The sequence below is a fragment of the Pseudomonas salomonii genome, from assembly GCF_900107155.1.
Taxonomy (GTDB): Bacteria; Pseudomonadota; Gammaproteobacteria; order Pseudomonadales; family Pseudomonadaceae; genus Aquipseudomonas; species Aquipseudomonas salomonii.
This window is the reverse complement of the sequence record NZ_FNOX01000007.1, coordinates 209094-225353: the sequence shown is the minus strand read 5'-3', so window position 1 is coordinate 225353 and position 16260 is coordinate 209094. Positions and strand designations below refer to the sequence as shown.

General features: G+C 61.0%; 17 protein-coding genes. 8 read left to right on the top strand and 9 right to left on the bottom strand.

Annotated features, from left to right (window positions below; all coding sequences use genetic code 11):
* Nucleotides 1-21: 21 nt before the first annotated feature.
* The 3 genes from BLV67_RS17565 to BLV67_RS17555 form a co-directional block, all read right to left on the bottom strand.
* Nucleotides 22-945, bottom strand: coding sequence for an SdiA-regulated domain-containing protein (locus tag BLV67_RS17565; protein ID WP_069787086.1), 924 nt, complete (start codon nt 943-945; stop codon nt 22-24).
* A 235-nt stretch (nt 946-1180) separates the two neighbouring features.
* Entirely contained in the window at nt 1181-1846 is a 666-nt protein-coding gene (locus BLV67_RS17560; RefSeq protein ID WP_017139509.1) for a fumarylacetoacetate hydrolase family protein, read from the bottom strand.
* A gap of 21 nt (nt 1847-1867) precedes the next feature.
* Nucleotides 1868-3262 (bottom strand): FAD-binding oxidoreductase, encoded by a 1395-nt coding sequence (locus tag BLV67_RS17555; protein WP_065912281.1) that lies wholly within the window; start codon nt 3260-3262, stop codon nt 1868-1870.
* Between the two features lie 226 nt (nt 3263-3488).
* Between BLV67_RS17555 and serA the strand changes: the two genes are divergently transcribed.
* Nucleotides 3489-4718: a phosphoglycerate dehydrogenase gene (serA, locus tag BLV67_RS17545; RefSeq protein WP_065902258.1), complete on the top strand. Its 1230-nt coding sequence runs from the start codon at nt 3489-3491 to the stop codon at nt 4716-4718.
* 63 nt (nt 4719-4781) lie between these two features.
* On the opposite strand, the gene BLV67_RS17540 is transcribed toward serA, so the two are convergent.
* Entirely contained in the window at nt 4782-5222 is a 441-nt protein-coding gene (locus BLV67_RS17540) for a DUF4399 domain-containing protein (protein ID WP_069787087.1), read from the bottom strand.
* A gap of 133 nt (nt 5223-5355) precedes the next feature.
* Between BLV67_RS17540 and BLV67_RS17535 the strand changes: the two genes are divergently transcribed.
* Nucleotides 5356-5850, top strand: a complete 495-nt coding sequence (locus BLV67_RS17535; protein WP_065931807.1) for a transporter substrate-binding domain-containing protein — start codon at nt 5356-5358, stop codon at nt 5848-5850.
* A 103-nt stretch (nt 5851-5953) separates the two neighbouring features.
* Here BLV67_RS17535 and BLV67_RS17530 read toward each other — a convergent pair whose 3' ends face one another.
* Nucleotides 5954-6439: a 2-thiouracil desulfurase family protein gene (locus BLV67_RS17530; RefSeq protein ID WP_068931556.1), complete on the bottom strand. Its 486-nt coding sequence runs from the start codon at nt 6437-6439 to the stop codon at nt 5954-5956.
* A gap of 2 nt (nt 6440-6441) precedes the next feature.
* Nucleotides 6442-7074: a 2OG-Fe(II) oxygenase gene (locus BLV67_RS17525; RefSeq protein ID WP_026013871.1), complete on the bottom strand. Its 633-nt coding sequence runs from the start codon at nt 7072-7074 to the stop codon at nt 6442-6444.
* Between the two features lie 131 nt (nt 7075-7205).
* On the opposite strand from BLV67_RS17525, the gene BLV67_RS17520 reads away from it, so the two are divergent.
* Complete coding sequence (locus BLV67_RS17520) at nt 7206-7958, top strand: DUF2059 domain-containing protein (protein WP_065931809.1); 753 nt, start codon at nt 7206-7208, stop codon at nt 7956-7958.
* A gap of 104 nt (nt 7959-8062) precedes the next feature.
* On the opposite strand, the gene bipL is transcribed toward BLV67_RS17520, so the two are convergent.
* Nucleotides 8063-9004, bottom strand: coding sequence for a phospholipase BipL (gene bipL, locus BLV67_RS17515; protein WP_069787150.1), 942 nt, complete (start codon nt 9002-9004; stop codon nt 8063-8065).
* A 99-nt stretch (nt 9005-9103) separates the two neighbouring features.
* Here bipL and BLV67_RS17510 point away from each other — a divergent pair, with 99 nt between their 5' ends.
* From BLV67_RS17510 to BLV67_RS17495, 4 genes are all read left to right on the top strand, one after another.
* A complete protein-coding gene (locus tag BLV67_RS17510; protein ID WP_069787088.1) occupies nt 9104-9682 on the top strand; it encodes a DUF6436 domain-containing protein in 579 nt (192 codons plus the stop codon).
* A 94-nt stretch (nt 9683-9776) separates the two neighbouring features.
* A complete protein-coding gene (locus BLV67_RS17505) occupies nt 9777-10133 on the top strand; it encodes an EamA family transporter (RefSeq protein ID WP_026013873.1) in 357 nt (118 codons plus the stop codon).
* Nucleotides 10133-10546 carry a DMT family transporter gene (locus BLV67_RS17500; RefSeq protein ID WP_065931811.1) on the top strand — a complete coding sequence of 138 codons (414 nt, stop codon included), beginning with the start codon at nt 10133-10135 and terminating at the stop codon, nt 10544-10546. The genes BLV67_RS17505 and BLV67_RS17500 overlap by 1 nt, the downstream gene beginning before the upstream one ends.
* Nucleotides 10543-11760: a DegT/DnrJ/EryC1/StrS family aminotransferase gene (locus BLV67_RS17495; protein WP_069787089.1), complete on the top strand. Its 1218-nt coding sequence runs from the start codon at nt 10543-10545 to the stop codon at nt 11758-11760. Before BLV67_RS17500 ends, BLV67_RS17495 begins: the two co-directional genes overlap by 4 nt.
* On the opposite strand, the gene BLV67_RS17490 is transcribed toward BLV67_RS17495, so the two are convergent.
* Together BLV67_RS17490 and BLV67_RS17485 are read right to left on the bottom strand one after the other, a co-directional pair.
* Nucleotides 11738-12616, bottom strand: coding sequence for an arginase family protein (locus BLV67_RS17490; protein WP_065931813.1), 879 nt, complete (start codon nt 12614-12616; stop codon nt 11738-11740). The two genes, BLV67_RS17495 and BLV67_RS17490, sit on opposite strands and share 23 nt — an antisense overlap.
* Nucleotides 12613-13719, bottom strand: coding sequence for a GNAT family N-acetyltransferase (locus BLV67_RS17485; RefSeq protein ID WP_069787090.1), 1107 nt, complete (start codon nt 13717-13719; stop codon nt 12613-12615). Before BLV67_RS17485 ends, BLV67_RS17490 begins: the two co-directional genes overlap by 4 nt.
* A gap of 157 nt (nt 13720-13876) precedes the next feature.
* On the opposite strand from BLV67_RS17485, the gene BLV67_RS17480 reads away from it, so the two are divergent.
* Nucleotides 13877-16231: a penicillin acylase family protein gene (locus BLV67_RS17480; RefSeq protein ID WP_069787091.1), complete on the top strand. Its 2355-nt coding sequence runs from the start codon at nt 13877-13879 to the stop codon at nt 16229-16231.
* Nucleotides 16232-16260: the final 29 nt, after the last annotated feature.

Below are 16260 nucleotides of genomic sequence, written 5' to 3'. Positions count from 1 at the left end.
AGTATCCGACGTAATCGTCGGCTATTTCTGCTTCTCGAAACGATAGAACAGGTTCGGCTCACTGACCATGTACAAGGTGCCGGCTTCGTCCATGGTCACGCCTTCCGCACGCGGGATGGTGTTTTTCAGGCCATTGAAGCCGCCGAGCAGGGTCATGAAGCTGACTTGCTCGCCGTGCTCGTCCAGCTCCAGCAGCAGGTGGGAATCGGCCGACAACACCAGCAAATGCCCGGTGCGCGGGTCGACGGCCAGGGCCGAGAGGTTGCGCATGTCCAGCTCGGTGCTGGCGATCTTCTGCTTATCGCCGTTCAGCGTGGCGCCATCGCTTTTCCAGGTGAACAACGCCGGTGGGCGCTCTTCGCCAAGCACGATCTGCTGGTTGCGCTTGTCCCAGGTCACACCTTCAAACGCCTTGTTCTGGTCCTTGGAGGGGCCCAGGTCATAGTGCTTGACGTCGGCATAGTTCAGTTGCTGAGTGCTGGCGTCGACGTTCACCACACTCAGGGTGTGCATGCGCTCGTCGACAATGGCCATCAGGCCGTTTTCCATCACGGTGACGCCTTCCGGGTTGCTCCAGCCGTTGAGCGGCATCTTGCGCAGCACATCGCCTTGCAGGTTCAGCTCAACCAGGAAGGGGTTTTTGCCCATCACGGAAAACAGGGTTTTGGTCTGCGGGTTGTAGGACAGGTCCGAAGCCTCATCCTTTTCCATGCCCGGAAGCAATTTGCCATCGATCACCGCCTGGTAATCCGGCAGCCAGACGCTGGCCTGGCGTTCGGCCGGGGTTTCGAAGCGCTCAGCGATCCACAGCACCCCACGGTCGTCCCAGTGCATCGCCCAGGCAATGCCGTAAACAATGGCCCCGACCAGAAACAGCCAGGAATACCAACGCAGGGCAAAACGCGAACGGGGCTTGGAAGTCAGGGTAGGCAGGGACACGGCCATTGAGCGCTTTTCCGCAGAGTCAGCTTTAGGTGATAGCACAGGATCAACAAGCCCGCGCGCAGGAGGCTGATGATTATCCGGATGGCGTGTGAAAAAAATGCAAAACCACAGCTGTCAAATGATCGTTCCCACGCTCCGCGTGGGAATGCCTCTTGTGACGCTCCGCGTCACGACCTCAAGAGCAGACGCAGAGCGTCCAGGGCTGCATTCCCACGCAGAGCGTGGGAACGATCTGTTAGCGAACGACGCTTTCGAAGCGGCTACCGCCACCCAATTCCAGCACCAGCTCATCGCCCACATTCAACGGACCTACACCCGCCGGGGTGCCGGTGAGGATCACATCACCCGCCTGCAGCGAAAAGCAGCCGGCCATGTGCTGGATCATCGGGACGATCGGGTTGAGCATCTGCGAGCTGTTGCCGTCCTGACGCACTTCGCCGTTGATGGTCAGGCGAATGCCGATATCGGTCACGTCGGCAAAGGTGCTGCTGACCACAAAGGGGGCAATCACGGCGGCGCCATCGAAGGACTTGGCGATTTCCCACGGCAGGCCCTTGGCCTTCAGCTCGGCCTGCTTGTCGCGCAGGGTCAAATCCAGCGCCGGAGCGAAACCGGAAATGGCATCCAGCACTTCTTCACGGCTGGGTTTGGTCGACAAGGGTTTGCCGATCAGCACCGCGATTTCCGCTTCGTAGTGCACCGATCCGCGTTCGGTTGGAATGGCGAAACCGCCTTCCAGCGCAACCACGCAACTGCCCGGCTTGATGAACAGCAACGGTTCGGTCGGCACCGGGTTGTCCAGTTCCTTGGCGTGTTCGGCGTAGTTACGCCCGATGCACACCACTTTGCCCAGGGGAAAGTGGATGTTGGTGCCGTCGACATACTTGTGCTGGTAGCTCATGAAACGACTCCTTCAGGGCGGTTAAACAGCGAAGATCTTGCCAGGGTTCATGATCCCGTTCGGGTCGAACACCGCTTTCACTGCTTTCATGTATTCGATTTCAACCGGGGAACGGCTGTAAGTCAGGTAATCGCGCTTGGTCATGCCCACGCCGTGTTCAGCGGAGATCGAGCCGTTGTACTTCTGGACGGTCTCGAACACCCACTTGTTGACGGTAGCGCACTTGGCGAAGAACTCGTCCTTGCTCAGGTTTTCCGGCTTGAGGATGTTCAGGTGCAGGTTGCCGTCGCCGATGTGGCCGAACCAGACGATTTCGAAGTCTGGGTAGTGTTCGCCGACGATCGCATCAATTTCCTTCAAGAACGCCGGCACTTTGGAGACAGTGACCGAAATGTCGTTCTTGTACGGCGTCCAGTGGGAAATGGTCTCGGAGATGTACTCGCGCAGTTTCCACAGGTTGTGCAGTTGGGTTTCGCTCTGGCTCATCACGCCGTCCAGCACCCAGCCCTGCTCCACGCAGTGCTCGAAGGTTTCCAGGGCGTGGTTGGCAACTTCTTCGGTGGTGGCTTCGAACTCCAGCAGCGCGTAGAACGGGCAGTCGGTTTCAAACGGCGCCGGCACGTCGCCACGGCCCATGACCTTGGCCAGGGCTTTGTCGGAGAAGAATTCGAAGGCGGTCAGGTCCAGTTTGCTCTGGAACGCGTGCAATACCGGCATGATCGAGTCGAAATCGGTGGTACCGAGCACCATCGCAGTGAGGTTTTTCGGCGCACGGTCCAGGCGCATGGTGGCTTCGACCACAAAGCCCAAGGTGCCTTCGGCGCCTATAAACAGCTGGCGCATGTCGTAGCCGGTGGCGTTCTTGATCAGGTCGCGGTTCAGTTCCAGCACGTCACCCTTGCCGGTGACCACTTTCATGCCGGCCACCCAGTTGCGGGTCATGCCGTAGCGAATCACCTTGATCCCGCCGGCATTGGTGCCGATGTTGCCGCCAATCTGGCTCGAACCCGAGGAAGCGAAGTCCACCGGGTAGTACAGGCCTTTTTCTTCGGCGACGTTCTGCAGTTGCTTGGTGACCACGCCCGGCTGGCACACGGCGGTGCGGTCGGTGAGGTTCACGTCGAGGATCTGGTTCATGTAGTCGAACGAGACGACCACTTCGCCATTGGCCGCCACCGCAGCAGCCGACAGGCCGGTACGCCCGCCCGATGGCACCAGCGCCACCTTGTGTTCATTGGCCCAACGGACGATGGCCTGCACCTGCTCGATGGTCTTGGGGAACACGATAGCGGTCGGCGCGGGGGCGAAGTGCTTGGTCCAATCCTTGCCGTAAGCCTCCAGGGAGTCTGCATCGGTCAGCACTTTGCCGGGCTCAACCAGGGTCTTCAGCTCATCAATCAGGGCAGGATGGGTCATCGACGGAACTCTCGAACAATTCATGGTCATCCTGAGAACGCTTCACGTCGCAGGAATGGGTGTTTAGCGGGGCACGTATGCTAGCATACCGCCCCCGCAGGACAGAGCCCAAGGGCGTTTCTGCGGTGACGGCTTTCCTGCCGTCCGGGTCAGCTCTTGTGCACTGATTCAAGGCACTAACTGCTCGATTCCCTGCCATTTTTCTCCGGGATACAGGTTTACGCAGATGAGCAAGACTTCTCTCGATAAGAGCAAGATCAAGTTCCTTCTTCTGGAAGGCGTCCACCCATCGGCTGTCGACGTACTGAAAGCCGCTGGGTACTCCAGCATTGAGTACATCACCAGTTCTCTGCCGGAAGCCCAGTTAAAGGAAAAGATCGCCGACGCGCACTTTATCGGCATTCGCTCCCGCACTCAGCTGACCGAAGAGATCTTCGACCACGCCAAGAAACTCGTGGCCGTCGGCTGTTTCTGCATCGGCACCAACCAGGTCGACCTTAACGCTGCGCGCGAGCGCGGCATCGCGGTGTTCAACGCACCGTACTCCAACACCCGTTCCGTTGCGGAACTGGTGCTGGCCGAGGCGATCCTGCTGCTGCGCGGCATTCCTGAGAAAAACGCTTCCTGCCACCGTGGCGGCTGGATCAAAAGTGCGGCCAACTCCTTCGAAATCCGTGGCAAGAAGCTGGGTATCGTCGGTTACGGCTCGATCGGCACGCAGCTGTCGGTATTGGCCGAAGGCTTAGGCATGCAGGTGTTCTTCTACGACACCTTGACCAAGCTGCCATTGGGCAACGCCACCCAGGTGGCGAGCCTGACCGAGCTGCTGGGCATGTCCGACATCGTCACTCTGCACGTACCGGAAACCGCTGAGACCCAGTGGATGATCGGCGAGAAGGAAATCCGCGCCATCAAGAAAGGCGGCATCCTGATCAACGCGGCACGCGGCACTGTGGTTGAGCTGGACGCCCTGGCTGACGCGATCAAGGACAAGCACCTGATCGGCGCCGCTATCGACGTGTTCCCGGTAGAGCCTCGCTCTAACGACGACATCTTCGAAAGCCCGCTGCGTGGCCTGGACAACGTGATCCTGACCCCGCACATCGGCGGCTCCACCGCTGAAGCCCAAGCCAACATCGGCCTGGAAGTGTCGGAAAAGCTGGTCAAGTACAGCGACAACGGTACCTCGGTGTCTTCGGTCAACTTCCCCGAAGTGGCGCTGCCGGCCCACCCTGGCAAGCACCGTCTGCTGCACATCCACCAGAACATTCCTGGCGTGATGATGGAGATCAACAAGGTCTTCGCGGAAAACGGCATCAACATCTCCGGTCAGTTCCTGCAGACCAACGAGAAGGTCGGCTACGTGGTGATCGACGTCGACGCCGAGTACTCGGACCTGGCGCAAGAGAAGCTGCAGCACATCAACGGCACCATTCGTAGCCGCGTGTTGTTCTAACGCTTTGAACGCTGCACAAAAAAGGGAGCCTTTCGGGGCTCCCTTTTTTTGTCTGAACAAATCTTACTTGACGTTAACCGTGATGACTTTGGAGGCTACAGTCGGGTTGAACTGCATGTGCAGTTTGTCGCCGGCTACCAGTTGCAAGGTGTGTTTGCCTGGGGTGAGGGTCAGCTCGGTATCGGTCTGGGCCTTGCCGTAGTGGATCACGGTGTCGGTGGCCGGGATCGGCACGCTGGCGTCCGGCAGTTCTTTCTGGTCGATCAGCAGGTGGTGATGGCCGGTACCTGGGTCCTGGCTGGTCGCTGGCGCCAGTTTCAGGCCTTCCATGCCGAACTTCACAGTGAAGGTTTTATCGACGGTGGCGCCGTCTTTGGGCGACACGATAAAGACTTTGGCGCCTTCCGGTGGCGCACTGCGCGGAATACCGTCAGCGGCTGTGGCCAACATCGAAGCACCCAGCAAGAGGCTGGCCAGGGTTGCACGGGACAAAAGGGTTTTCATTCGCTTCTCCAGTTTTACGGTGAAATCTGTAGGGTTATGACAACTTCGCGGCAAATTGCTGTCCAAGGCACTCAACACCCTAGCAAGCGATGCTCAACGGCGCCTCGCACGCACAAATTCTTTAGGAGCGACCATGCGCTTTGTGCCTGGCCTTGTACTGTTACTGCCCCTGTTGAGCCCACTGGCTCACGCCGAACTGATCGATGACGTGTTTGATCGCGGCGAACTGCGCATCGCCCTGGAGGCCAACACCCCGCCTTACAACTTCAAGGACGGTGACAAGCTAACCGGTTTTGAAGTGGAGTTGGGTGAACAGTTAGCCAAGGAAATGGAGGTTCGCCCCTCGTTCATTACCGTCGATGACGCCGACCTGTTGCCAGGTGTGGAAAGCGGTAAGTTCGACGTGGCCATCAACCATATCGCTATGACTGCCACGCTGCAGGATCGGTTCGATTTCAGTGAGGCCTATAAGCAAACACCTGAGCTGGCCATTCCATTCCAAAAGGGCAACCCGGCATTCAAAAGCAGCCTGGACAATGCATTGCAGCGGGTGAAGGCCGATGGCCGCTTGAAGGCGCTGACGCAGAAGTGGTTTGAGGGCGACACGCCGGGCGTGAAGGCACCCTAGATCAACTGTGGGAGCGGGCTTGCTCGCGAAGACGGAGTGTCAGTCAACTAATTTGCTAGCTGACACACCGCTTTCGCGAGCAAGCCCGCTCCCACATTTTGATCTAGGCAAGGCTTGAAAGATGCAGTGCCGCCTCAGGCAACTCCAGCTCACTGAACACCCGCACGCCATGGCGCTTGAGCAGCGCCGCGGTCACGCCTTCGCCGCTGACCTTTACGCCGCTGAAGGTGCCGTCATAGGTCAGCAGGTTGCCGCAGGACGGGCTATTGGCCTTGAGAATCGCGATGCGGATGTTATGCCGCTGCGCCAACGCAAGAGCCTGGCGGGCGCCGTCGAGGAAGGCGGCGCTGAAGTCTTCGCCCTCGGCCGTCAGCACTTGCGCCCGCCCTTCCCACACAGCTATACCCTGCCCGCCGGCGATCTCAGCGGGAGGCCGCGGTGTCGGCAAACCGCCTGACACTTCCGGGCAGATCGCAACCACCCGGCCTTCGGCCTGCCAGGCCGCCAATTGATCGAAGGGGCCGCTGGCGCCACCGTCATAGCGCACCTTGTGCCCGAGCAGGCAGCGACTGATCAGAATCTTTTCCATGGTTAAAACGGCTCGTTACCACGTCGGCGAAACCAGCCGGTCAGGGACAGGCGTTCACGCGTGGCGGGCAGGACTTCGTGGGGCACCTCCCCCGACAGGAACACCACCAGGCTACCGCCGGTGGGCACCACATCGTATTCCACGCCGCCCTTGAGGTACATGCGCAACTGGCCGCCATGCTCAGGCAACCAGGCGTCATTCAAATAGACCACCGCCGAGACCATGCGCCGGTCATCGTCACGAAAACGGTCCAGATGCTTGAGGTAAAACGCCCCTGGCGGGTACATCGCGAAGTGGCTTTCGAAATCTTCCAGGCCCAGGAACAGGCTGCGGTTCATGGCCAGGCGCAGGCTGTCCATCACGCTCATGTAGGTCTCGCAGACAGCGGCGTCGCCCTCCTCCAGCCACTGGATATGGTCACCGCGAATGCCCTCGCGTATCTCCTGCGCGGGTCCCCGTCCTACAGCCGCCGGAGCCAATTCACCCTCAGCCGCACGTTTACGGCACTCAGCCGCCAACTCCAGGGTCAGAGCCTGGGGCAGGAAGCCGTTCTGCTGCGACCAACCTTTTTCGGCCAGGTCGTCGACGATGCGTTGCAGCAGCGGGTGTTCGAGGGATATTTGCATGGCGCGCATAGTATCCATACGCCTATGAATCCGACAGAGCCGCCGAGCGTCTGAACACACTTTAGTCAGGTGACTGATAGGATTTCTCGACAAATCCTACGCCCGACACGGACAATAGTGGCCGACTGACAGGAGTCCCTATGCGTCGTTTGTTTTTTTCCTTGCTGATGTTCTGCGTTTTGCCCGCCTGGGCAGACGGCCATGACCAGTTGTACAAGGTCGCCGGCTGGGCCGAACAACGTGCGCATTTCAATGACGCCCTCAGTGCCGCCCAGCAACGCTACCGCAATAGCCTGCCGCCGGCGGTGTACCAGGCGCTGGTGGACAACAGCAATAAACGCTTTGCCGCCCAGGCCGTCGACCAGCGGGCCGAGGCACAATTGCGCAAAAACCTGACGGACCCGAAACCGGCCCTGGCGTTTTTCCAGTCGCCATTGGGCCGCAAAATCGTCGCCGCCGAACTGCTGGCCACGCGCCGCGACCAACTGGCGAAAAATGCCAAGGGCCTGCCGCACATTGAAGCCGACGCCACCCGCAGCCTGATCATCGGCCACCTGGCCCAGGCGCTGCCGGCCCGCGAAGCCGGTGCGGAAGTCAGCCTGGCGATTGCCGGCGTGGCGGCCGACAGCTTGAGCCAAATGATCCCCGGCCTGTTGGGCGGCGGTCAGGCGCAAGGCATGTTGAACGGCCAACGTGAGCGGCTGATGCAGCAGATCGGCAATGACCTGAACAACACGCTCCTTTACGTCTACCGAGATTTGTCCGACCCGGAGCTGGAAGAATTCGCTACGTTTGCGGAGTCGCCTGAAGGCCGGGCGTATTACAAGGCGGCGCTGGCCGCGATTCGCGCCGGACTTGCAGTAGGCCAAAGCACCTCCAGCCTGACGCAGTAATTAATGTGGGAGCGGGCTTGCTCGCGAAAGCGGTGGGTCAGTTAACAAATCAGTGACTGACACTCCGCTTTCGCGAGCAAGCCCGCTCCCACAATTAGATTGCGTTACTTCAGTTGATCGGTGAGGAATTTGAAATACTCTTCGCGAATCTCCGGAATCTCATTGGCCAAATGATGCCTTCCACGCGGCAGCATCAACACCTGCGGCTGGTCGAACTTGCTCCGCAGCACCTGCAAGTTGTGCTGCCAGTCCACCGTCATGTCTTCCTCACCCTGCACGATCACCGGCCGCCGAGTGCTGCGCGGTGCAGCCTCAATGCGCTTGATCCAGCGCGCCAGCGCGCCCACCCAGGCGGTGGGCAGTTGGCGCGGCTGTAACGGGTCAGCTTCCAGAAAGGGTTTGAATTTGGGATCGTGGGTGTTCTCGCTGAACCGCCGCGCAATGCCTTTGACGAACGGGCGCAGCAGGTAATAGCTGACCTGCGACCAACCCCACGCACGCGGCCGTACCAGGGGCGAGAGCAGAAAGGTCTTGCCTTGGGCCGGGCTGTCGGCGCCGTGGTTGAGCAGATGGTCCACCACCACCGCGCCGCCGGTGCTTTGCCCGAACAGGTGCCACGGTTGCGGCAGTTGCAGGGCTTTGGCCTGGGCGAACAACCCCTGCACCACGTTCTGATACACCGCAAAATCGTCGATGCTGGCGCGCGCGCCACTGGAAAGCCCGTGGCCCGGCAAGTCGCAGGCGATCACCACAAAACCTTGATCCAGCGCCCAGTCCACCACATGCCGATACAGGCCCATATGGTCGTAGAAACCGTGGTACATGAACATCGTCGCCACCGGCGCCGCCGGCCACCACACCTGCGCCACCACCTGGAAGCCATCTACCTCAAAGCGCCCCAAACGGCTCACCGCAGGCACTTTGCGCGCCGCCAGGTCCAGCCCATAGAAACGCTGGTAGACCCGCGCCTCGACGCTGAGCGGCTGCGCATCCACCAGTGGCCGCAAGCTCTCGCGCAGATGATCGGGGTCAAAACTCACAGGCATAAAGGCTTCCAGACTGACGGTGAAGATGAATATCGAGCTGCGATATTCATCTGTCAGGGCAAGCATGGCAAGCTACGCGACCTTCGAGGATAGTTCCGAATGCGACAACCCTACCGCTCTGCCTTGTTTGCCGGCCTGCTGTTGGTCATCTGCGCCGGCGTGCTGTGGGCGGCTTATGACTGGTTTCAGGGCCGCTATTTACGCGCATTCAGCGAACACACGGCGGTGTTTTCCGGTGATGCCCTGCGCCTGCCCGCCGAACTGGCAGGCCCCGGCCCGATTCGCCTGGTGCACTTCTGGGACCCGGCCTGCCCCTGCAACGTCGGCAACCAGCAGCACCTGGGTGAACTGATCGAGCAATACGCGCCCCAGGGCGTTGAGTTCTACGCCCTGCAAAAGGCCGGCAGCCACGGCCAACTGCCCGACAATTTGCGCAAAATGAAACCGCTCGATGCCCTGCTCGGCGCCGACCAAGTGCCGGCAACGCCGGCCGTTGGCATTTGGGATCGCAGCGGCAAACTCGCGTATTTCGGGCCGTACAGCGAAGGGCTGACGTGCAATTCGAGCAACAGTTTTATCGAGCCTATCCTCAAAGCCCTGGAGGCCGGGCGCGAGGTCGATGCCACCCACACCCTGGCGGTGGGTTGCTATTGCCAGTGGAGCAAGGCGTCAAACTGAACGCCGGCTGTTCGAGCGGCAAACTCCGCTAACCTGGCCGGCAGGCTCCTGTATTGTAAGCGTCCAGTGACATTGCAAGCAGACACGAGACTCCATGAGCCAGTTAACCATCATCCTCTGGATGCTCAACGTTATCGTCGATACGTCCGGCCAACTCGCGTTCAAAGCCGCCGCCTCGGCCAGCGCCGAGCATGACGGCCTCGCCCACTGGAAGCACATGCTCAAGCGCCCGTGGATCTGGCTTGGGGTGATCTGCTATGTCTTCGAATTCGTATTGTGGCTGGCGTTTCTCACGCTGGTGCCGTTGTCGGTCGGCGTGATGCTGGGCTCGATCAACATTGTGGTGATCATGATTGCCGGGCGTTTCCTGTTCAAGGAAAGCCTGAGCAAATGGCGGTTGATCGGCATCATGCTGATCGCCTGTGGCGTGACCGTCGTAGGGTTTGAATGATGAAACGTTTTTATATCCTGGGTTTTCTCGCGCTGATCATTTTCGACACCTTGGCGCAGGTCAGTTTCAAATTTGCCTCGGTGCATGCCGAACCGTTGACCATGGATGCCGCCTGGCTTGTGCGCGTGTTTGGCGCGCCGTGGATCTACGGCGCTTTTGTCGGCTATATCGGCGCGTTTTTTACCTGGATGACCTTGCTCAAGTACGCGCCGGTGGGCCCTGCGTTTGCGGCCTCGCACCTGGAGTTGATCAGCGTGACGCTGATCTCGGTCTGGCTGTTCGATGACACCCTGACCTGGCCGAAAATCATCGGCGGCGCGCTGATCATCGCGGGCATCCTGTGCCTGGCGCGCAGTGAAGACAAAGAGAGCAAAACCGTCGAGGCCGAGCCTTCGCAGCCACTGGTGTCATGAACAAGGAAATCCCGCCCACCGCCGGCCTGCCCTTGCGTGGGCGGGACTTGCTCAGTTTATCGGGCGACCTCGCCCAGTCGCTGGCCCGCCAGTTTTCGATTCCACTGCCTGCACTGCCCTGCTCCGGCACCGCCGCGCTGATCATCGCCCTGCGCGTGTTGCAGCAGCGCATGCCCGGCCGCACCCGGCTGATTGTGCCGGCGTACACCTGCCCGCTGGTGGCCTTGGCCGCGCATTACTGCCCGCCGTTGCGGGTGGTGCCCTGTGATTTGCAGCCCGCCAGCATTGACCTCGACGAGCAACACCTCAAGCAACTGTGCGACGACAGCACCCTGGCCGTAGTGGTCACCCACCTGGCCGGGCGCGTGGCGGATGTAGACGCCGCCAAGCGTATTGCCGAGGCAGTCGGCGCCCTGGTTATCGAAGACGCCGCCCAAGCCCTGGGCGCCCTCGACGATGGCCGCAGCGTCGGGCTTAAAGGTGACGTGGGTTTTTTCAGCCTGGCATTCGGCAAAGGCCTGACCACGGCCGAAGGCGGCGTGCTGTTCAGCCGCGACCCGGTGCTGCATCAGGCATTGCACCGCCAGTGCGCGCAGGACCTGCCCTTCAGCCTGCGCTGGGAGCTGCAACGCAGCGCCGAACTCTGGGCTTACGCGCTGCTTTACCAACCGCGCGGCTTGCACTACGTGTATGGCAACGCCTTGCGCTCGGCGCTGGCACAGGGCGATGAAGTGGGCGCCGTGGGCGATGACTTTTCGATCAACGATATCCCGTTGCACCGCCTCGGCGGTTATCGGCAGAAGGTCGGCGCCGCCGCACTGGCGCGCTTGCCCGACCACTTGCAGCAAGGCCGTACTCGCGCCTTGCGCCGGGCAGCACGTTTGAATGACTTGCCCGGCGTCTCGGTGATCATGGACCGGCTGGGGCAGCAAGGCACCTGGCCGTTTTTAATGGTGCTGATGCCGACCGCACAGGCGCGTGATGCCGCCATGGCGCAACTGTGGACGGCCGGGCTGGGCGTGACGCGCCTGTTTATCCACACCTTGCCGGACTACCCCGCCGTCGCCCCTTTGCTGCAACCGGGCGGCGACATTAGCCAGGCCCAGGCGTTTGCCAGCCGCACACTGTCGATCAGCAACAGCCATTGGCTGACGGACGAACACTTCGAACGCGTATTCGCCCAGCTAAAAGTTATTGTCGCCAACCCTGATTGATCCGGGCCACCAGCCGGCCATTCAGCTCATTCTGCTGTGCTTGCCAGATCTGCACCTGCGCCGGCGGCAGTTCTTCCTGGCCATCGGAGGCACTCAACCAGCGTTTGAACTTGCTCTCATAGTGGTAAGCCGAGACATCGCCGGTGATGTCCGCACCGATGATCCGGCCCTGGCAAGCGTCGATCAGGTCGTTCAAATGCTGCTCCAGGAACTCGCCCTGGTCCCAATTGGTGTTGACCACTTCGGGGCTCAGCACATCTTTGTCGATGGACAGGTAAACCGGCAGCGTTCGGTCGAACTGCGCCAGGAACGCACGCATCAGCTCATCGGCGTTGCTGAACGCACGGTTGCTCTGCCCGGCGCCGATCCAGTTCATCCAGCGCGTGTCGACGTTGACGTTCCAGTAGGTCAGCTTGCGTTTGAGCAGCGGCGACCAGTGATTCTCCCAGGCGTGACCCAGGCCGATATCCTGCGAACCAATGCCCAGCACATGCACATGCTCGACCTGGGGCAAGCGGCTGGCCCAGTAAACCCATGAGCCGCAATGGATGCCGAACGGGTAGCGCATGTTGTCGGGGTGGTTATCGCAAATGATCAGCTGAAATTTCTGCTGCGTCGGCAGGCGGTTCAGCAGCAGTTGGCTGAGGTGGTGATAATCGCCGCTGCCAGTGAACACACAACCGTAATCCCTGGGCATCTGCGTGTGCAGGGCGGTTTCCAGTTCCTTGAACTGCGCCCAGCGGCAACCGAAGCGGATTTTTTCCTGCCAGGCCTGCAGGGGCAAGGTGATCGCGCCGGGAATGTCACTCACGGCACTGTCGAAATCGAGGATCAGCGGTGCGCGGTCCTGGCTCATTCGGGTTTCTCCTGCTGCCACTGCGCATCGCTTTCAAAGTAATGGCGGAAACGGTTGCCGAGCTTGCGCAGCAGCGGATTGCGGATCCAGACCAAGTGGCGGGTGAAGGTAAAGTCGGCGCCGAGGCTGGCCTTGACCTGCGGGTCGGTCCAACCCGCCACATAAAATTTCAGCCCATTGGCCACGGCGTATTCCAGGTTCACAAACCAGCTGACGAAGTACAGGTTGAACTCCAACGCCTGCGGATAGTTGAGCCCGATGTACTTGTCGAGCAGCTTGTCGCCCTCCACGTAGCACAGGTTGTAGCCGATCAGTTCGTCGCAGTGCCAGTAGCAGAACACCCGCCCGTTACTGGCGGCGTCCTGCAACAAGCTGCGGAAAAACGCCGGGGTCAGCAGGTCAAAATGGATCTCGCTCTGGTCGTACACCGCCTTGTACAGGCCGTACAACTGCGCAAGCCAGGCCTCATCGTTGAAGCGCGTATCGCCAGTGTTCAAGACTTCCACCCGCAATGCTTCGCGGCTGCGCAGTTTGCGTCGGATATTGCGCCGACGGCTGTGGGACAAACGCGCCAGGTACTCGTCGATGTTGCTGAAGTTGATCGGCACATAGGCCAGCGCCTGGCCTTCCAGGCTGATAAAGCCGCGCCGGGTGCAGTCCTCGATCAAGGCTTGGGCGTAGCGGTTATCCGCCTCGCTCAGCAGTGGCGAGTCGCAGGGCACATCTTTGACGACCATGAGTTTGCGCTGCGGTGCGCACTCTTCTTGCAGCCACTGCGCGAGGTCCTGGGGCGGTACGTTGCGGGGCAATGGCGAATATTCGCTGACCGTGGTGCCGACAAAGCAGCTGTCGATGCGCAGCCACGCATTCCAAAGACCAAACCCGGGCCAGCCGCGCACACGGTTCGCGAACTCGTCTTCAGCCGTCGTCAGCAGGTCGAATGGCGTGAAGAAGTACGGCAGGCCCTGGGCGGACAGCCGCGCGTCAAAACCCTCCGGCGGGTGCTGCAAAAACCGGCCGATTAACGATGGCGCTTCCAGACAGCACGCATAGGCAGCCTCGGAGCGGCTGGAGTCTGGGATAGGTGGCGTGGCGCAAGTCATGGAAAAAAGCTCAAAGATGACCGGCGCAATAGTAGCGACTCGACACATTCTGCACTTGAACCTCGGCTGTCGCTGCGGCATATCAGCATTTCCCGCAGTGCTCGCCAAACCGATTAGACTCCGTTGACCTTCAAGGTGACTGACTCAAGGACCGTCCATGAAACGCAGCCTGACCGTGCTCGCTATCCTGATTGCCGCCCTCTTGGCCGGCGCTGGCTGGTATGTCTACAGCAAGCAACCGACCCGCCAGGGCACCGAGACACTGGCCAACCTGCAAGGCGCAGTCACGGTGCGTTATGACGACCGCGGCGTGCCGCACATTCGCGCCGAGAACGAGACCGACCTGTATCGCGCCCTGGGCTACGTGCATGCCCAGGACCGGCTGTTCCAGATGGAGATCATGCGGCGCCTGGCCCGTGGCGAGCTGGCCGAAGTGCTGGGGCCGAAGATGCTGGAGACCGACAAGCTGTTTCGCAGCCTGCGCATTCGCGAGCGCGCCTTGAGTTACGTCGAGCACATGGATCACGACTCGGCAGCCTGGAAGGCCTTGCAAGCCTACCTGGACGGCATCAACCAATATCAGGACAGCCACGCCAGCCCCATGGAGTTTGACGTGCTGGGCATCCCTAAACGACGCTTTACCGCCGAGGACACCATCAGCGTCGCCGGGTATATGGCCTACAGCTTTGCGGCCGCGTTTCGTACCGAGCCGCTGCTGACTTACGTGCGCGATCAATTGGGCAGCGACTACCTGAAAGTCTTCGACCTCGACTGGCAACCCAAGGGCGCCCTCAACCTGGCTGCCGGCGACTGGAAATCCCTCGGCGCCCTCGCCGCCTTGAGCGACAAGGCCCTGGCCGATAACGGCTTGCCGCAGTTCGAAGGCAGCAACGCCTGGGCCATCAGCGGCAGCCGCACTAAAAGCGGCAAGCCGTTGCTGGCCGGCGACCCGCATATTCGCTTCTCGGTGCCGTCGGTGTGGTACGAGGCGCAGTTGTCTGCGCCGGGCTTTGAGCTGTACGGCTATCACAACGCACTGGTGCCGGTGGCCTTCCTGGGGCACAACCTGGATTTCGGCTGGAGCCTGACCATGTTCCAGAACGATGACCTCGACCTGATCGCCGAAAAGGTCAACCCGGACAACCCCAACCAGGTCTGGTACCACGGCCAATGGGTCAACCTGACCAGCAGCGAACAGCAGATTGCAGTCAAGGGTCAGGCGCCGGTGACGCTCACCCTGCGTCAGTCGCCCCACGGCCCGATCATCAATGACGTGCTGGGCGAGAATGCCGGCAGCACGCCGATTGCCATGTGGTGGGCGTTCCTCGACACCGAAGACCCGATCCTCGAAGGCTTCTACGAACTCAACCGCGCCGACACCCTGGCCAAGGTGCGCGCCGCCGCCGCCAAGGTTTCGGCGCCGGGCCTGAATATCGTGTGGGCGAATGCCAAGGGCGATATCGGCTGGTGGGCGGCGGCGCAGTTGCCGATCCGCCCGGCCGGCGTGAACCCGGCATTCATTCTCGACGGCAGTACCGCCCAGGCCGACAAGCTGGGCTTCTACCCGTTCAGCGCCAACCCACAGGAAGAAAACCCGGCCCGTGGTTATGTGGTGTCGGCCAACGCCCAGCCGGCCTCGCCCACTGGCATGGAGATCCCCGGTTACTACAACCTCGCCGACCGCGGCCAGCAGTTGAACACGCAGTTGAGCGACAAAAGCGTGAAGTGGGACGTGAACAACAGCCAGGCCTTGCAATTGGGTACCACCACCGCCTACGGCCCACGCCTGCTGGCGCCGCTGTTACCGGTGCTGCGTGAAGTGGTCAAGGACCCGGCGCAGCTTAAACTGGTGGAGCAGCTTGCAAGCTGGAAAGGCGACTACCCGCTGGACTCCACCAGTGCCACGCTGTTCAACCAGTTCCTGTTCAACCTCACCGACGCGGCCTTCCACCCGAAACTGGGCGATGCGATGTTCAAAACCCTGATCACCACGCGGGTGATCGACGCCGCACTGCCACGCCTGGCCGCCTCAGCGGATTCGCCGTGGTGGAACGGCAAGCGCGCCGACACGGTAAAACTCGCCTGGGACAACAGCCTGGCGCACCTCAAGGCCACCTTTGGCGATGACCCGTCGCAATGGCAGTGGGGCAAGGCCCACACCCTGACCCACGGCCACCCGCTGGGCATGCAGAAGCCATTGGACATGATTTTCAACGTCGGCCCATTCCCGGCGCCGGGCACCCACGAGGTGCCAAATAACCAATCGGCCATGATCGGCCCTGCGCCGTGGCCCGTGACCTATGGCCCGTCGACCCGGCGCCTGATCGACTTTGCCGACCCGGCCCATGCGTTGACCATCAACCCCGTGGGGCAAAGCGGCGTGCCGTTTGATTCGCACTATGGCGACCAGGCGGAAACCTATATCGAGGGTGGGTACGAGCAGGCGCATTTCAGTGAGGAAGAGGTGACGGCGAATACCCGTGGCACGCTGAAGCTGTTGCCTGCCCGATAGCCGCATGGAACGCGGTCAAAATGTGGGAG